15 protein-coding genes and 1 pseudogene are annotated in these 15,636 nt (G+C 63.9%); 1 reads left to right on the forward strand and 15 read right to left on the reverse strand.

Going from position 1 to position 15,636, the window contains the following annotated elements:
• Positions 1-75: 75 nt before the first annotated feature.
• The gene (locus tag P273_RS09580) at positions 76-1,329 is read left to right on the forward strand and encodes an MIP/aquaporin family protein (protein ID WP_081709308.1); all 1,254 of its coding nucleotides are present in this window, start codon (positions 76-78) and stop codon (positions 1,327-1,329) included.
• A gap of 6 nt (positions 1,330-1,335) precedes the next feature.
• Here P273_RS09580 and P273_RS0106965 read toward each other — a convergent pair whose 3' ends face one another.
• From P273_RS0106965 to P273_RS10050, 15 genes and pseudogenes are all read right to left on the reverse strand, one after another.
• Complete coding sequence (locus P273_RS0106965; RefSeq protein WP_024627736.1) at positions 1,336-1,683, reverse strand: hypothetical protein; 348 nt, start codon at positions 1,681-1,683, stop codon at positions 1,336-1,338.
• Between the two features lie 133 nt (positions 1,684-1,816).
• Positions 1,817-3,190, reverse strand: a complete 1,374-nt coding sequence (locus tag P273_RS0106970) for an NAD-dependent succinate-semialdehyde dehydrogenase (protein WP_024627737.1) — start codon at positions 3,188-3,190, stop codon at positions 1,817-1,819.
• 131 nt (positions 3,191-3,321) lie between these two features.
• Positions 3,322-4,923 carry a bifunctional phosphoribosylaminoimidazolecarboxamide formyltransferase/IMP cyclohydrolase gene (gene purH / locus P273_RS0106975; RefSeq protein WP_024627738.1) on the reverse strand — a complete coding sequence of 534 codons (1,602 nt, stop codon included), beginning with the start codon at positions 4,921-4,923 and terminating at the stop codon, positions 3,322-3,324.
• A 52-nt stretch (positions 4,924-4,975) separates the two neighbouring features.
• A complete protein-coding gene (locus P273_RS0106980) occupies positions 4,976-6,352 on the reverse strand; it encodes a DUF6350 family protein (RefSeq protein WP_024627739.1) in 1,377 nt (458 codons plus the stop codon).
• Entirely contained in the window at positions 6,349-7,272 is a 924-nt protein-coding gene (sucD, locus tag P273_RS0106985) for a succinate--CoA ligase subunit alpha (RefSeq protein ID WP_024627740.1), read from the reverse strand. The genes P273_RS0106980 and sucD overlap by 4 nt, the downstream gene beginning before the upstream one ends.
• Positions 7,269-8,483 carry an ADP-forming succinate--CoA ligase subunit beta gene (gene sucC, locus P273_RS0106990; protein WP_024627741.1) on the reverse strand — a complete coding sequence of 405 codons (1,215 nt, stop codon included), beginning with the start codon at positions 8,481-8,483 and terminating at the stop codon, positions 7,269-7,271. Before sucC ends, sucD begins: the two co-directional genes overlap by 4 nt.
• 22 nt (positions 8,484-8,505) lie before the next feature.
• A complete protein-coding gene (locus P273_RS0106995) occupies positions 8,506-9,090 on the reverse strand; it encodes an adenine phosphoribosyltransferase (RefSeq protein ID WP_024627742.1) in 585 nt (194 codons plus the stop codon).
• Positions 9,091-9,198: 108 nt separating this feature from the next.
• Positions 9,199-9,756 (reverse strand): preprotein translocase subunit YajC, encoded by a 558-nt coding sequence (locus P273_RS09840; RefSeq protein WP_155804717.1) that lies wholly within the window; start codon positions 9,754-9,756, stop codon positions 9,199-9,201.
• 66 nt (positions 9,757-9,822) lie between these two features.
• Complete coding sequence (ruvB, locus tag P273_RS0107005) at positions 9,823-10,899, reverse strand: Holliday junction branch migration DNA helicase RuvB (protein ID WP_024627744.1); 1,077 nt, start codon at positions 10,897-10,899, stop codon at positions 9,823-9,825.
• A gap of 3 nt (positions 10,900-10,902) precedes the next feature.
• A complete protein-coding gene (gene ruvA / locus P273_RS0107010) occupies positions 10,903-11,514 on the reverse strand; it encodes a Holliday junction branch migration protein RuvA (protein WP_024627745.1) in 612 nt (203 codons plus the stop codon).
• 42 nt (positions 11,515-11,556) lie between these two features.
• Positions 11,557-12,138, reverse strand: coding sequence for a crossover junction endodeoxyribonuclease RuvC (gene ruvC / locus P273_RS0107015; RefSeq protein WP_024627746.1), 582 nt, complete (start codon positions 12,136-12,138; stop codon positions 11,557-11,559).
• Positions 12,139-12,142: 4 nt separating this feature from the next.
• The gene (locus tag P273_RS0107020) at positions 12,143-12,898 is read right to left on the reverse strand and encodes a YebC/PmpR family DNA-binding transcriptional regulator (protein ID WP_024627747.1); all 756 of its coding nucleotides are present in this window, start codon (positions 12,896-12,898) and stop codon (positions 12,143-12,145) included.
• 61 nt (positions 12,899-12,959) lie between these two features.
• A complete protein-coding gene (locus P273_RS0107025; protein WP_024627748.1) occupies positions 12,960-14,246 on the reverse strand; it encodes a glycosyltransferase family 4 protein in 1,287 nt (428 codons plus the stop codon).
• Positions 14,221-15,231: a phosphatidylinositol mannoside acyltransferase gene (locus tag P273_RS0107030; protein WP_024627749.1), complete on the reverse strand. Its 1,011-nt coding sequence runs from the start codon at positions 15,229-15,231 to the stop codon at positions 14,221-14,223. The genes P273_RS0107025 and P273_RS0107030 overlap by 26 nt, the downstream gene beginning before the upstream one ends.
• Before the next feature lie 4 nt (positions 15,232-15,235).
• Positions 15,236-15,636, reverse strand: a pseudogene (locus P273_RS10050) (CDP-alcohol phosphatidyltransferase family protein); the annotation flags it as partial.

Here is a 15,636-nt window from a genome sequence, read left to right on the forward strand (position 1 = left end):
GAAGTGTTGTTGGCTTGCCCTAAGCTGGAAGCTGTTGTTGTTCATTGTCGTCGAAGGGATTGCAAGGTGGGGAACATGACTATGGAAGCAAGTGCTGAGCCGGTCCTCGAACAGGCCGACGGGCAGGTTGCCGCAAAGCCCGTCCGCAGGCGGATCAGGCCTCGTGATGTTCGTTGGATTCGTGCCGCCGCCGAGCTGGCGGGCACCTTCCTGATCTGCGCGGTCATCTACCTGTCCTACAGCTTCGGCCAGCTGGTCATGGGCCAGCCCAGTGTGGTGCTGCCGGTCCTGGGAACCGCCCTGACCTACCTGGTCGTGACGGCCATGTTGGGCGGCGTCTCCGGCGGACACTTCAACCCCGCCGTGACCGTGGCCGCCATGTTCACCTCACAGATCAGCATGGTGGATGGTCTGATCTACATCGTCGCCCAGGTGATCGGCGCTATTGGCGCTGGCGCACTTGCCGTTGCCCTTGTGCCGGTCAGCAAATCCGTGCCGGACAGGACCTGGCTCATGTTCTCGGTCAACGGTTTTTCCGGCGGCTCGCCCGCTGCGGCCACCCTGGGTCAGCAGCACATCGCCTTCGGGGCGCCCATGGCCATCGTGGTTGAGCTGATCGGCTGCATGATCGTGGTGGCTGCGGCCATCACCACCCTGCGCTCTGACGGCCGTGCCCGCCGCAACCATGCTCTCTACACCGGGCTGGCCTATGGCGTCGGCGTGTTGGTCACCTACCCCATCACCTGCTCGGGGCTGAACCCCGCTCGCTCCACTGGCATCGCCATCTTCGCCCAGTCCAAGCACATGGCCGTCAGCCCGATCTCGCAGCTCTGGCTCTTCTGGATCTGCCCCCTGCTTGCTGCTTCTCTGGTGGCCCTGGTTATCATCATGACCAGCATCATCACCGACAACATGGCCATGCGTGCCATGGGCGCTGCCACTGATGCGCAGCGAGTTGCACAGGTGGATGCAGATGCTCAGGCACAAGCACAAGCTGATGCTTTTGCCCCCAGTGCCCAGGCTCAGGCGGGCTCGGATGCTCAGGCTGATGCCGTTGCTCCCGCAGGTGCCCAGGCATCTCCTGCTCCGGTTCAAACCCCTGTTGCTGATACAACTGACACGACCGCCCCTGCAGACACCACGGCTCAGACCGTCGATGTATCGTCTCTATCCGATTCCGATGCAGAGCAGGATGCTGATGCTGGAAAGGATGCTGTTGCCCCCGCTAATGCAGGAACCATTCCCGATCTGCAGGTCGAGCCCCTTCATACTGCTTCGGAAACAGAAGACAGTGATGATCAATCCGAAGACAAGCCTACTGAAAGCTGAGAGGGGTCACAGCATCAGCTGAATGCTGGTGTAGGTGACCAGCAGGCCAATGCCCAGGGCGATGCTGATGAAGGCATCGAAGGGCACCGACCGCACCTTCCAGGGGCTGCGTTCCTTCAGGATCAGACGCAGGGCGCCGCAAACCAGGGCCGCGACGGACACCAGTCCAGTCGCGGCCCATGTGTATCCGCAGAAGGCCACGAGCGCGGCGACAAGCACCACGAGAAAGATGATGGCCTCGCAGATAGGACGACCCTCCTGAGCCTCCGAGACGAAGGGGTGGCCTCGACCAGAAGTCTTGGGCGGTTGCGGGGGCTTGAGGTTCGGGTTTTCAGTCTTAGCCGCGTCTGCCATGTTCTCCTGCCTTCCGCACATGCTCTGTCGGTTCGAGCCTACCAGTGCTGTTGACGCAAAGCGACCGTGCCGCCATCGCCCTTGGACGATGATGGCACGGTCGCTGTTTCAACAAGGAGCCGGAGCAGTCCGATCAGTTCTTGTGCTGGAAGATCAGATGCTCGTTGGCGAAGGTGTCGAAGCCCAGGCTGTAGAGCTCGCGGCCGTAGCCGGAGTTCTTGATGCCGCCGAAGGGCAATTCAGGCATGGTCACCCATCCGCCGTTGATGAAGGTCATGCCGGTCTCGATGCGACGGGCCAGGGCATCCGCATGGTCGGTATCCGAGGAGAAGACCACACCGCCCAGGCCGTAGCTGGAGTCGTTGGCCAGTTCAATGGCCTCATCCTCGTTGGCCACCTTGTAAATGGAGGCCACAGGGCCGAACATTTCCTGGTTGTAGACAGGGTTGTTACGGTCGATGTCCGTCAGAACCGTCGGGGTGAAGAAGGCCCCCGGCGAATCATAGGGCTTGTTGCCGTAGGCGACCTTGGCTCCACCGGCCACAGCGCTTTCGACCTGCTTGGCCAGGTTGTCGCGGGCGGAGACCATGCACATGGGGGCCAGCGTGGTTTCGGGGTTGCTGGGATCGCCCAGAACCGCGTGTGAGAAGGCATCGACGATGAGCGAGACGAAGTCATCGTAGTGCTTTTCCGTGACGACGAAGCGCTTGGAGGAGGTGCAGACCTGGCCGGCGTTCGTCAGCCTGGCGCTTGGGGCCACCTTCTTGAGCAGATCCCAGTCAGCGTCATCCAGGACGATGAAGACGTCGTTGCCGCCCAGCTCCATGGAGGACTTCTTCAGGTTGGCTCCAGCCGACTTGGCCACGGAGGCGCCGCCGCGCTCCGACCCGGTCAGGGCCACGCCAGAGACGCGGGGATCGGCGATGGCACGGTCCACCTGGTCATAGTTGACGAAGAGGTTGGTCAGGCTGCCCTCGGGGGCTCCTGCTTCTTTCACGGTCTGTTCGAAGGCCACAGCCGAACCCGGCACGTTGGAGGCGTGCTTGAGGATCATGGGGTTGCCCAGAATGAAGTTGGGGGCGAACACGCGCATGATCTGGTAGTAGGGGAAGTTCCAAGGTTCAACCATGAACACGATGCCGGTGGCCTGCTTGACGTAGTAGGCCTTGCCGGCGGGGTTGTCCAGGGGGACGGGAGCCAGCAGCTCCTCCGCGTGGTCGGCGAAATAGTCGGCGATGTCAGCGCACAGCTCCACTTCGGCGCGGGCCTCGCCCACCAGCTTGCCCATGTCCAGGGTCATGTTGGCTGCCAGGGTATCCTCGTTCTGACGGAAGAGCTTGGCAACCTGACGCAGCTGTGCGGGACGGTCACCGGGGCCCTCCTGCTTGCGCCAGGTCTTGTAGAGGTCATGGCCACGGGCCAGGGCGTTCTCCAGGTCTTCATCGGTGGCATCTGGATAGGTCTTGATCAGTTGGTTGTTAAAAGGATTGACTGTCTGATAGGTCACAATATCTCCTTCGAATTATGGGTACCTAGTCAGCATCATCGCTGGTCAGTTCATTCAGCATATCACCGCATTGGACCCTGCGGTCAAAGAATTTGCCGCAGGGCGACATTTGACCGCAGGGTCCGGTTTTATCAGTGGAAGAAGTGGCGTGTCCCGGTCAGATACATGGTCAGATCGGCATCCTGGGCGGCCTTGATCACCTCTGGATCACGGATGGATCCTCCCGGCTGCACCACGGCCCTGATGCCGGCCTGGATCAGATATTCCAGACCATCCGCGAAGGGGAAGAAGGCATCGGATGCGGCCACTGAGCCCTTGGCGCGGTTACGGCCCTCATCCAGGGTGTTGGCCCGCTCGACTGCCAGGTGGCTGGAGTCCACCCTGTTGACCTGGCCCATGCCGATGCCCACGGTGGCTCCCTGGTTGGCCAGGAGTACCGCGTTGGACTTGACCGAGCGGATGGCCCGCCAGGCGAAGGTCAGATCATCCATGGTTGCCTGGTCGGCTGGGTTGCCTGAGACCAGACGCCAGGTGGAGGGATCGTCTCCCGGGGCGTCGATCAGGTCGGGCGTCTGCACCAGGGCTCCCCCGTCGATTTGACGGATGATCGGGCGCTGACGCGGGCGGCGTTGCACAGACAGGATGCGCAGGTTCTTCTTGGTCCGCAGCAGGTCCAGGGCCTCGGGCTCATAGCTTGGAGCCACAATCACCTCGGTGAAGACCGGCTTGATCTGCTGGGCCATGGTCAGGGTGACCGTGCGGTTGGCGGCGATGACCCCGCCATAGGCGCTCATGGGGTCGCAGGCGTGGGCGCGGCGGTGGGCCTGGGCGGTGTCCTCCCCCACGGCCAGACCGCAGGGGTTGGAGTGCTTGACCACGGCCACTGCGGGCAGGTCGGGGAAGTCCCAGACCGAGCGCCAGGCGGCATCCGCATCCACGTAGTTGTTGTAGCTCATTTCCTTGGCTCCGCCCAGGTGCTCTGCGGCGGCGAAACCGTCCCGGTCCAACGGGTCCAGGTAGAGGGCGGCCTTCTGGTGGGGGTTCTCCCCGTAGCGCAGTTGGCTGGCCAGACGCCAGGTGCGAGTCAACGCCTGGGCTGGCTTCTGATCCTCGGCCTTGTCCTGCTTGTCGTCAACCCATGTACGTGCTGTCCACTCGGCGATGGCCGCGTCATAGGAGGCGGTCAGGGCGAAGGCTTTGGCAGCCAGACGTCCGCGTTCGGCCAGGCTGAAACCGGTGCCGGAGGCGATGCGGTCGGCTGCCAGGGCATAGTCGTCAGGGTCGGTGATCACAGCCACGCTGGCATGGTTCTTGGCGGCGGCCCGGATCATGGCAGGGCCGCCGATGTCGATGCGCTCCAGGCACTGGTCAGCATCGGCGCCCTCGAGGACGGTCTGTTCGAAGGGGTAGAGGTTGACCACCACCAGGTCGAAGGGGGCTATGCCCAAGTCCTTGAGTTGCTGGACATGGTCGGGATTGGTCATGTCGGCCAGCAGCCCGGCATGGATGTGCGGATCCAGGGTTTTGACCCGGCCGTCAAGACTCTCGGGAAAACCGGTGACCTTTTCCACCGGGGTGACCTGGACGCCCAGATCCTGCAGCTTCTTTGCGGTGCTGCCGGTGGAGACGACCTCGGTGCCTGCCTGGCGGAAGGCCGATGCCAGGGCCTCAAGACCCTGCTTGTGGTAGACCGAGACCAGTGCTCGGTTGATGGTTCGATTCGTGGTGACCATGGAAACTCCTACTCCTATGCTTGAATGCCGAGGCGCCCCGCCACCTTCGGACCTACTTGCCTGGTCTGCGGGTGGACGAAACCTGTCGTGGTGTGTCTGCTCGGTCGGTTGCCTTGGACTCCTTTCTCCCCTGACCGCGTGATTGGTTGTGTTTTTCCTTGTTTTCCGCCTTGGCGGAAGTTTTTTTGATGTCTGCCTGACGCAGATAGTCAATCAGGATGTCCTTGATGATGATCAGGGCGGCGATGACGAGTGCCAGCAGCCATACTCCCAGCAGGCCGACCCCCAGGGAGGTCCCGATCATGCGCAGGGAGGAGGCTATGGGTACGCCAACTCCGGCCAGACGCTGGCGGCCCAGGGCCCCGTTGGAGAGCTGGAAAAGCAGGGCAAGACCGAGCAGGGTGACCAGCCAGGTCAGGGCCATGGCCAAGGTTGCCATCAGGAAGCAAACTGCGGTATCCCGGGATTTCAGTCCCGCTTGGCGCACAGCGGCGTGAATTCTGACACCCCATGGTCCGGTAAGCAGAAGAATGCCCGCAACCACTCCGGCCAGCAGAGGCAGGTTGAGCAGGAGCAGACGAACCTCCTGCCGGGAGACTGGCTCCGGAAACAGCCCGAAGAGGGGCAGCGAGGGCAGACTTGAGGCGTGTCCTGACCAGAGGGTGAAGGTCGCCAGCCCGCCGATGTTGAAACCGCTTCCGAAGAGCCAGGAGGTAGCCCAGATGATCAGATTGGGCAGCCAGGCCAGGGAGGCCAGACTGGTCGTTACAGCCGAGGCGGTGCCCATACGTGTCAGTTTGAACAGACGACCCACGTCTCCGTGATAGAGGGCAATCCATACAATCAGGGCGATCAGGCCGGCGACCAGCATGACGGCCAAGAGTATCAATCCTGCCGTGAGCCCGAGCCGAATGGTCCTGCGAACCTGAACGGGCACGGCCTCTTTGATTCGCTTGGTAAAAGCCTGGCGGAACGGTTCAGAGCGGACCCAGGCCCAGCCGTAACCCAATAGGAAGACCAGGCTGGTCCGCAAAAGAATGACCGGGGTGGTGTCCACCTGGACGGTCTGACTGCCCTGCATGAGGATGAGGCTGCACAGCACCCAGACGACCAGGCCGGCAATGCAACCACCGACGGACATGCCCAGTCGACTGACCAGGGAGCGAATCATCCAGATCAGCAGGCCGGTCAGCAGCAGGGGGATGATGGTCAGGGTCAGGGCCCCGGCCGTGAATCCACAGCCCTGGGTGAGCAGGGTGATGGTCTCTGTCAGGGCCACAGTGGCCATGGACAGTGATGGCCCGCCCTCCTCAATGGAAATGATGAGCAGGAGCAGGGCCATGCAGGCGCCGAGGGCGACAGTGTAGATAAGTATGGCTAGGAAGGCCTCGAGGGCCCCCCGGAGCCACACTTTCACCCTGTCGGTCATATGATGGCATGCTCCCGTAGCAGGTCGCGGGTCAGGCGGGCCGTCTCGCCGGGTGTGGTGCCCACCTTGATGCCGACGGACTCAAGCACTTCCTTCTTGTCGGCGGCCGTGCCCTTGCCGCCCGAGATGATGGCTCCGGCGTGGCCCATCTGCTTGCCCTCTGGGGCGGTGAAGCCGGCGATATAGGCCACGATGGGCTTGGTCATGTGGGTGGAGGCCCAGTGGGCGGCCTCCTGTTCAGCCGAGCCGCCGATCTCGCCGATCATGACGCAGGCCTTGGTCTCAGGATCGCGGTTGAAGGCCTGCAGGGCCTCCAGCATGGTGGTGCCCACAATGGGGTCGCCGCCGATGCCCAGGCAGGCGGTGAAGCCGATGGAGGACAACTCCCCCATGAGCTGATAGGTCAGGGTGCCGGACTTGGAGACCAGTCCCAGCGGGCCGCGACCGGCGATGCCCTGTGGGATGATACCTAGATCCACGCCGACGCCGTTGGGCCGGTCGGACATGGTCATCAGTCCTGGGCAGTTGGGGCCGACGATGCGGCAGCCGCGTTCCCTGGCCAGGGCCACGCAGTATGCGGTATCGGCCACGGGAATGCCCTCGGTGATGACCACGATCAGGGTGATGCCGGCCTCGATAGCCTCGACCATGGCATCCTTGGCGAATCTGGGCGGGACGAAGACCACGGAGGTGCGGGCTCCGGTAGCCTGGCGGGCGGCTGCACAGTCGGCGTATACGGGCACATGACGGGTCTGGCCGTCCGGACCGTCGAAGTCAACCGTCATTCCGGCCTTGCGGGCGTTGACTCCGGCCAGGATGTTGGTGCCGGCCGCCATCATGTGGGCCGTGTGGACCATGCCCTGGTGACCGGTCATGCCCTGGACCATGACGGGGGCGCCGTCTTCAATGAAGAGTGTCATCGTCCCGTCTCCTTTCCTGCCTGGGCGGCCAGGGCCACGGCCTGGTCTGCCGCCTCCTCCATGGTGCGGGCCACCTTGAGCCGAGGCTGTTGGGCCTTGGCCAGCAGGTCCAGCCCCTCGGCAGCCTCATTGCCGTCGAAGCGGACCACGATGGGCCGGTCGTCGTTCTGGTCCTGCTCACCCTCAGCATCCACGGCGGTCAGGATGCCCTGGGCCACCTGCTGGCAGGAGGTGATGCCTCCATAGACGTTGACCATGACCGAACGGACCTTGGGGTCGGAAAGGACCACGTCCAGGCTGGTACGCATGACTTCAGGAGAGGCTCCGCCGCCGATGTCGAGGAAGTTCGCGGGCCTGATAGGAAGGCCCTGGCGCTTTCCTGACCCGGCCACCGCATCCAAGGAACTCATGACCAGTCCTGCGCCGTTGCCAATGACGCCTACCTGGCCGTCCAGATGGACGTAGTGCAAGCCTGCAGCCTTGGCCTTGGCTTCCAGAGGGTCGACCTGGGCTGGGTCCGTGAACCGCTTCCAGCCGTCGTGCCGGAAGGCTGCGTTCCCGTCCAGGGAGATCTTGGCATCGAGGGCATCCAGGTGCTTGGTGGCTTCGTCATCAGGGTCGCCCACCTTGGCCAGGGGGTTGATCTCGACCAGGGTTGCGTCACTGTCCTGGAAGGTGTGCCACATGCCCAGAAGTATCTGCGCGGCCTGCTCCAGATCGGCATGGTAGAAGCCGATGCGCTCGGCCATGGTGCGGGCGGCTTGCCTGTCGAAATCCTCCAGGGGGCCGATGTGCAGGCGCCGAACCGATTCGGGATGCTCGCGGGCGATGGTCTCCACCTCGGTGCCGCCGCTGGCCGTGGCCAGGACATCGTAGTCCCTGGAGGTGCGGTCCACTGAGATGGACAGGTAGTACTCGTGCAGGATGTTGCGGGCCTCGGTGACCAGGATCCCGCTGACCGGATGGCCATCGATGTTCATGGGCAGGATGGCCTCAGCCAGTGCCACAGCCTGCTCGTGATTCTCGGCCCGCTTGACGGCTCCGGCCTGTCCCCGGTGGCCGATGGTGGCCTGGCCCTTGATCATGCAGGGATAGCCGATGACGTCGGCTGCCTGGCCGGCCTCTTCTGCGGTTGAAGCATAGACGGCCCTTGGCTGGGAGATGCCATGTTCAGCGAGCAGCTGCCTGGCCTGGTATTCGTACAAATCCATGGTGATGGTCCCCCAATCGTGCTCAGGCGGGCATGTTCATCAGGCAGGTGACCGGGTAGGCGCCCAGAGCCTTGCGACCGTCCAGACCGTTGAGCTCCATGACGAAGCTGAAACCAGCCACCTGGCCTCCGGCCTGCTCCACCAGGCGTGCAGCTGCCTGGGCGGAACCGCCGGTGGCGATCAGGTCGTCCACTATCAGGACTCGCTGACCAGGGCGCAGGGAGCCTTGCTCGATTTCGATGCGGGCGTTGCCGTATTCGAGTGCGTATTCCTGGCTGTAGGTAGGATCGGGGAGCTTGCCAGCCTTGCGCATGGGCAGGAAGCCCTTACCCAGGTCGCAGGCCAGCTGGGGGCCGATCAAGAAGCCGCGAGCCTCGAGCCCGGCTACCAGGTCGAAGTCCTCCGGCTTGACGGGCAGGGTGCGCTTCATGGCGTCGAGGATGATGGCCAATCCCCTGGGATCCGACATGGCCGGGATGAAGTCCCTGAAAAGGATCCCCTTCTTGGGAAAGTCCGGAATGGTACGGATCAATGAGATCAGATAAGCGGCGTCGTCATCGCCCACCTGCTTAAGTTCTCCAACCTTGATATCGTCCGATTGAGCCATGATCTTCTTTCTGTCTTGCTCCTTGGAAGTGGTTGCCGGGGCCATCATACGCGCGCCGCGTTTCCGTTCGGAGTCAGCCTGACGGAAGGTGTGGCGCGCGTATGATGTTCAGGACTTGGCGGAAGTCGAATCCGAATCCTTGGAATCCTTGGACGCATCCGATTCGTCAGCGTCATCGGACTTTTCCTCATCCTCAGTCTCGGCCGTGTCTGATTCGTCTTCCGGCTCCGGCTCGGAATCCGACCTGGATTCGGCCTCATCCTTGCCCTCGGAGGCGGCAGAGTTCTCTGTGGCAGCATCGTCGGCGGTGGTGTCTTCAGCGTCGGTGACCTCGGCGGGGGCATCCGCATTCTCGGGCAGGGGGTTGCCGTTTTCGTCAACCTCGTCGTCGTGGATGTAGGCGGGAACGATGGGGGGCTTGGTGATGGCCTGGATGCGCCAGCGGGACTGCGAACCCTCGGAGTCGATGACCACCTGCTCCTTCTCCAGGTCCACGGAGACGACCTTGCCCAGAAGACCAGTCGTGGTGGCTACCTCGTCACCGGGCTGCAGGGACTGGCGGAAGTCCTGCACGGCGGCCTGCTGTTGCTTGCTCTTGCGGGAGCTTCCCCACATCATGGCTATCATCAGGGCGATGATGACGATCATGAAAAGCATGGATCCCATGGTTGTTTCCACTCCTTGTTTTGGCGGGCATCAAACGGCGATGTGCATTGCTGCGAAGACCCCAGTCTAGAACAGCTTCATGACATCCTCGGGCGGTTTGCGGCCCAGGTGCTCCCAGGCCTTGGTGGTGGCCACACGGCCCTTTGGGGTGCGCACCAGGAAGCCCTCGCGCACCAGGTAGGGCTCACAGACCGTCTCGACTGTCTCGGCCTCCTCGCCCACCATGGCGGCCAGATTGTTCAGGCCCACTGGACCGCCGTCGAAACTGTTGACAATGGCCTTGAGGACGGCCAAATCCAGGCGGTCCAGCCCCTCTGAGTCGATCTGGTAGAGAGCCAGGGCCTGCTTGACGTCATCGGGGCCGACCTGGGGAAGATCGTGGACTATGGCCCAATCGCGCACCCGGCGCAGCAGGCGGTTGGCGATTCTGGGCGTGCCACGGGAGCGTAGGGCCAGCTGATGGGCGGCATCATCCTGCAGGACAATGCCCAAGACCTTGGCCGATCGCTCGACCAGCTTCTCCAGTTCCTCCTCCGGGTAGAAGTCCAGATGGGCGGTGAAGCCGAAACGAGCCCGCAGGGGCGAGGGCAACATGCCTTCACGGGTGGTGGCGCCGATGACCGTGAACCTGGGCAGGGTCAGCGGAATGGAGGATGCTCCGGGGCCTTTGCCCACCATGACATCCACGCGGAAGTCCTCCATGGCGATGTAGAGCAGCTCCTCGGCGGCCCTGGGCAGGCGGTGGATCTCGTCGATGAAGAGCACCTCGCCGGCCTCCAGGGAGCTCAGGATGGAGGCCAGGTCGCCGGCATGCTGAACGGCCGGGCCCGAGGTGACGCGGATGGGCACCTCCAGCTCGTGGGCGACGATCATGGCCAGGGTGGTTTTGCCCAGACCTGGAGGGCCTGCCAGCAGGATGTGATCCGGGGCCACGTCCCGCTTTTTGGCGGCCTCAAGGAAGAGCCCCAGCTGGGCCTTGAGCCGGGGCTGACCGATGAACCCGTCCAGGGTTTCAGGACGTAGCTCCTCGTCGCTGACAGGCTCGCCTTCGATGGGCCTGGCCGAGACCATCCGCAGGGATTCCTCCTGGGCGTCGCCATTCTGGGAGTCAATGTATCCCGTAGACATCTGCTTGTCAGCCATGGATCAGCGCCCCCTGTCCAGCCGGGTCAGGGCCTGCTTGAGCACCTTGGGAATGTCGGCCGACTGCAGGGGCAGGGTGTATCCGCCCTCGCTGCAGGTCTGCTCCACGGCCTGCTCGGCATCACGCTGGAGCCAGCCCAGGGAGATCAGTCCCTCAACCACCTGGTGGGCGCCATCGTCGGTCTGGGCGGGTCCCTGCGTGCCTGTGCCGGCATCCAGATCCAGCTTGCCGGAGAGTTCGAGGATGATCTTCTGAGCGCCCTTCTTGCCCAGGCCCGGCGCACGGGACAGGGCCGCAGCATCGCCGTCAGCCACGGCCTGGGCCAGCTGGTCCGAGTTCAGGGTGGCAAGGATGGACAGGGCCACGCGCGGTCCGATGCCGCTGACCTTCTGCAGCTGGGCGAAGAGGGATTTGGAGGTGCGGCTGAGGAACCCGTAGAGGGTCAGCGCGTCCTGGGTCAGGGACAGTGCGGTGTAGACGGTGACCGTGGATTCGGCCCGCATGGAGGCCAGATCCGACTGGGGCATGCGCACCTCGAAACCCACCCCCGAAACATCGATGACGGCAGAGCCTGTTTCGATGGCGGCCACCCGCCCGGTCAGCATTGCCAGCACTTGATCACCCCTCGATGGAATCGAACGTCTGTTCGAATCAGCTTACATGTCTCGCTGGACTCCCCGGTGCCTTCCAAACTTGGCAGAGGCCTGGGCCCATTGACGCTGGGCCTGGGTCAGATGCTCTTCGCGTTCACCGCCCTGGATGGCCCCGGCAGGTCGCAAGGCGTGGCAGATGGCCTGGGCCAGAGCATCGGCGGCATCGGCGGGCTTGGGCAGCTGGTTGAGCCCGAGAATGCGGGCCACCATCCGCTGCACCTGGATCTTGTCAGCCTGCCCGTTGCCGGTCACGGCCATCTTGGCCTCGGTGGGTGTGTGCAGGGCCACGGGAATCCCCCGTTGTGCCGCTCCCAGCATGGCCAGCCCTGCCGCTTGGGCGGTTCCCAGCACGGTGTTGTGATTGGACTGGGCGAAGACCCGCTCGATGGATACCACGTCGGGGCTGAAACGGTCCAGGGCGGCCGTCAGCCCCTGGTAGATGGCCAGCAGGCGCAGGTCCTGGCTCTGTTCGGGGTCTGAGCGCACGACGTCCACATGAACAAAGGAAAGCCGGCGCGATGCACCGGCTTCAATAACGCCAACGCCGCATCGGGTGAGCCCCGGGTCGACGCCGAGAACGATCATAAGGTCACTCGTCGTCCAACTGGGCCATGACCTCGTCGGGCGCAGTCCAGTTGCTGTAGATCTCCTGCACGTCGTCCAGGTCGTCCAGGTTGTCGATCAGCTTGGAGACCTTGCGGGCGGAGTCCAGGTCCAGGGTGACCTCGCTCTTGGGGTTGAGGACCAGGTCGGCGGAGTCGTAGTCCATACCGGCGTCCTGGAGGGCCTTGCGGACGTTGACCATGTCGCCGGGGGCAGTCAGCACGGTGTAGCTCTCGCCGTTGTCCTGCACGTCCTCAGCACCGGCCTCGGCGGCCTTCTCGAAGACCGTATCGTAGTCCAGTCCCTCCGAGGGGACGATGATCTGGCCCTTGCGCTCGAAGTTGAAGCTGACCGATCCGTTCTGGGCCAGGGAGCCGCCGCCCTTGGTCAGGGTGGAACGGACCTCGGCGGCCGCGCGGTTGCGGTTGTCGGTCAGACACTCGATGATGATGCCCACGCCGGCAGGAGCGTAGCCCTCGTAGACGATGGTCTCGTAGTTGGCTGCTCCGGCCTCCTCGCCCGAGCCACGCTTGACGGCCCTGGTGATGTTGTCTGCGGGCACGGAGGACTTCTTGGCCTTGACGATGGCGTCGTAGAGGGTGGGGTTGCCGTCGGGGTCACCGCCGCCGGTGCGGGCAGCGATCTCGATGTTCTTGATCAGCTTGGCGAAGAGCTTGCCACGCTTAGCGTCGATGGCTGCTTTCTTGTGCTTGGTGGTCGCCCACTTCGAATGCCCTGACATATGTCTCCTGACGGTACGAATGCGTAAACGAATGGAATTCTAGTTCCGCTCTTCGACAATTTTACGAGTTTTCAGGCCCTTCCGTGGGGGCTTCATCGTAAGGAGAACCAGCCTTCCGGCCCACCAGCCTGCCCAGCAGTCCACGGCGATGATCGGGCCGGGCCGCCAAGGCCCGGGCATAGACATCCAGAACCTGGTCGGTGACCCGATCCCAGTCGTAGTCGCTGGCACGACGCATTCCGCACGAGGCCAGGTTCAGGCGGGCAGGTCGGTCGTCCAGCAGTTCAAGGACCGCCCGGGCGCAGTCCTGGGGGTTTCCGGTGGTGAACAGACGTGCGCTTCGGCCGTTCTGGGAGACATCCTCGAAGGCTGGCAGGTCCGAGGCCACCACCGGGCAGCCTGCCGCCATGGCCTCGACCAGCACGATGCCAAAGCTCTCTCCCCCAGTCTGTGGTGCCACATACAGGCCCAGGCTGTGGTAGAAGGAGGCCTTGTCCTCGTCGCTGATCCGACCCAGGAAGGTGAAGTGCCGGGCCAGTCCGGGATCGACGTCCTCAAGTATTTTCCGGGCCTCCGCCTGGCCGTCCCCTGCACACAGGAAGCGGGCTCCGGGCACGCGCTGCAAAATGGCAGGTGCGGCCTGGGCCAAGATTTTGAACCCCTTGCGCTCCTCCTTCATCCGTCCCAGGAATCCGATGGTGGGTTCCCGCTCGCTCCCCTGCCATTCCGGGCGCGGCCGGGCATTGCGCAGGGCTCTGGTCTCGATGCCGTTGGGGATGATCTGGCTGGGTATGCCCGGCTCCAGCAGATTCTTGGCGTTCTGCATGGCCGAGGGGCTGACGAAGATGGCCTGGCTGATGTTGGCCAGGTATCGGCGCAGGTAGCGTCTGGTCAGTCTCAGAGCCAGCGGCGTTGTATCGAAGGCCGCATGGAAGGTGGCTACATAGGGGCAGGGGATGAATCCGGGCCGCAGGGGCTTGTGGCTCAGGGAGGGCACCTCGGGCTCGTGCAGGTGCAGAATGTCGAAGTGACCCTGCCTGACCCACTGCCGGGTCTTGTGGCCAGCCACGCCAAAGTAGCTCAGGTTGGCCACGGATCCGTTGTAGGGGATGGAGAGGGAGGAGCCGGTGGTATGCACCCAGAGGGGCATGTCCTGGGTGCGTCGGCCCGGGGCCAGAACCTGCACCTGGTGGCCGCGGTCCATAAGATGCCTGGCGAAGTCGCGGATGTGCAGTTGGACACCGCCCGGGGTCTCGAAGGAGTAGGGCGAGATGATCCCCACCCGCAGGGGCGCCTTGATGGCGGCGCGCTCTGATTCCTGCTCAGACCTTTGTTCGGGTGCTTTCATGCCCGTCACCTCCCTTGTTCTTGGATGCCTGGGCCAGGATGAAGTCCGGCAGGTCGTGCATCCGGGAAAGATCCAGATCCTCAAGGAAAATCGGCTGGAGCATGTGCCAGTCCTCGGGATGCTCGCGAATGCCCTGGGCCCACTGGTCCACCCAGGCCTGGGTCAGGTCGTTGATGGCCTGCTCCCGGGGCATCTCCAGGTAGGGCTCGATGGCGATGGGCCCGTCCACCTGGCAGACATAGCCATATGGGGTCTTGGCCTGCCGGCGGCGCTCCCCCGTCAGCTTTTCCCTGTGCATGTTCACGGTATAGAGGGGCAGACGGGCATCCAGGGCGATGACGGCAGGACCTGCGGCCACGCGAATCCAGGAGTCGAAGGCCTTGACGAAGACGCCTCGGCGGCTCAGGTCGCGGTCGGCCAGCAGGGGCACCACCTGATCAGGCTTCCGCAGCAGGGTTGTCAGACGGCCGGTGATGTCCGGCTCACCAGTCAGCAGGATGTTCATGCCCAGGCGGCGACGGATGTCCGCGAAGGTGTTGAGCATCCCCTGGTCCCTCAGCCGCTCGGCCACCGTGGTGACCTGACCGACCGTGGAGCAGGCCCAGAAACCCGCGTAATCCCAGTTGCCCTGGTGGCCCATGCCGATGGGCAGGGAGCGCAGGCCGATGTCGGTCTTGGCCGGAGCCGGGTAGGCGTTGCCGCCGCCGTGTATGCGTGCCAGCAGCTGCTCCTTGGTGCGCGCTCCTACTGTCAGGGCTTCGACGAAGTAGACAAAGTAGGAGCGCATGCCCTGGCGCGAGGTGCGCCGCAGATTACGACGGTCGGCCTCTGGCATGACATGGGCCAGGTTGCGCTCCAGCTGTCTGACACCGCCTATCCGGAAGAGCCAGCAGAGGTCGGCTGCCGCCAGGAAGAGGCCACGCAGCAGCCGCTCGGGCACCAGACGCGCGTGCTGCGCCAGAAAGATGAGCAGTCGATCCGGCATAGGCTCACTCGTGGTTGGGGTTGGCAGGCTGCGGGTTGCGGCTCATGTCCTTGGCAACGTGGCTGATCCGCTGCCAGACGGTGACGATGCCCAGCAGGGCCAGCAGGACTAGGAAGCAGCTGAGTATGGCCAGGGGCAGCCCGGCCCCGGTCAGGGCCATGCCCACCAGGATGATGACCAGCCGGTCCGACCTGGTGGCGATGCCGTTCTTGGCCTCGAAGCCCTCCGCCTCGGCCCGGGCCCGGGCGTAGGAGGTGACGAATGAGGTCATGATGGCAAAGAGCGCTGCAGCCATGCCCACCTGGGCCCAGATGTCGGGACCCTGGTGGCTACTATCAGCCACCCAGGCCAGCTCGTGGCGGCGCAGGTAGATGATGACCCCGGTCAGGACGGCCCAGTCGGCTA

This window comes from Bifidobacterium sp. A11, from assembly GCF_000499185.1.
GTDB lineage: Bacteria > Actinomycetota > Actinomycetes > Actinomycetales > Bifidobacteriaceae > Bombiscardovia > Bombiscardovia mizhiensis.

Excerpts from the sequence above, each read along its gene's own strand:
- P273_RS09580 (WP_081709308.1), top strand. The coding sequence starts at position 76 with ATGACTATGGAAGCAAGTGCTGAGCCGGTCCTCGAACAGGCCGACGGG.
- P273_RS0106965 (WP_024627736.1), bottom strand. The coding sequence starts at position 1,683 with ATGGCAGACGCGGCTAAGACTGAAAACCCGAACCTCAAGCCCCCGCAA.
- purH (WP_024627738.1), bottom strand. The coding sequence starts at position 4,923 with ATGGTCACCACGAATCGAACCATCAACCGAGCACTGGTCTCGGTCTAC.
- P273_RS0106980 (WP_024627739.1), bottom strand. The coding sequence starts at position 6,352 with ATGACCGACAGGGTGAAAGTGTGGCTCCGGGGGGCCCTCGAGGCCTTC.
- sucD (WP_024627740.1), bottom strand. The coding sequence starts at position 7,272 with ATGACACTCTTCATTGAAGACGGCGCCCCCGTCATGGTCCAGGGCATG.
- sucC (WP_024627741.1), bottom strand. The coding sequence starts at position 8,483 with ATGGATTTGTACGAATACCAGGCCAGGCAGCTGCTCGCTGAACATGGC.
- P273_RS0106995 (WP_024627742.1), bottom strand. The coding sequence starts at position 9,090 with ATGGCTCAATCGGACGATATCAAGGTTGGAGAACTTAAGCAGGTGGGC.
- P273_RS09840 (WP_155804717.1), bottom strand. The coding sequence starts at position 9,756 with ATGGGATCCATGCTTTTCATGATCGTCATCATCGCCCTGATGATAGCC.
- ruvB (WP_024627744.1), bottom strand. The coding sequence starts at position 10,899 with ATGGCTGACAAGCAGATGTCTACGGGATACATTGACTCCCAGAATGGC.
- ruvC (WP_024627746.1), bottom strand. The coding sequence starts at position 12,138 with ATGATCGTTCTCGGCGTCGACCCGGGGCTCACCCGATGCGGCGTTGGC.
- P273_RS0107020 (WP_024627747.1), bottom strand. The coding sequence starts at position 12,898 with ATGTCAGGGCATTCGAAGTGGGCGACCACCAAGCACAAGAAAGCAGCC.
- P273_RS0107025 (WP_024627748.1), bottom strand. The coding sequence starts at position 14,246 with ATGAAAGCACCCGAACAAAGGTCTGAGCAGGAATCAGAGCGCGCCGCC.
- P273_RS0107030 (WP_024627749.1), bottom strand. The coding sequence starts at position 15,231 with ATGCCGGATCGACTGCTCATCTTTCTGGCGCAGCACGCGCGTCTGGTG.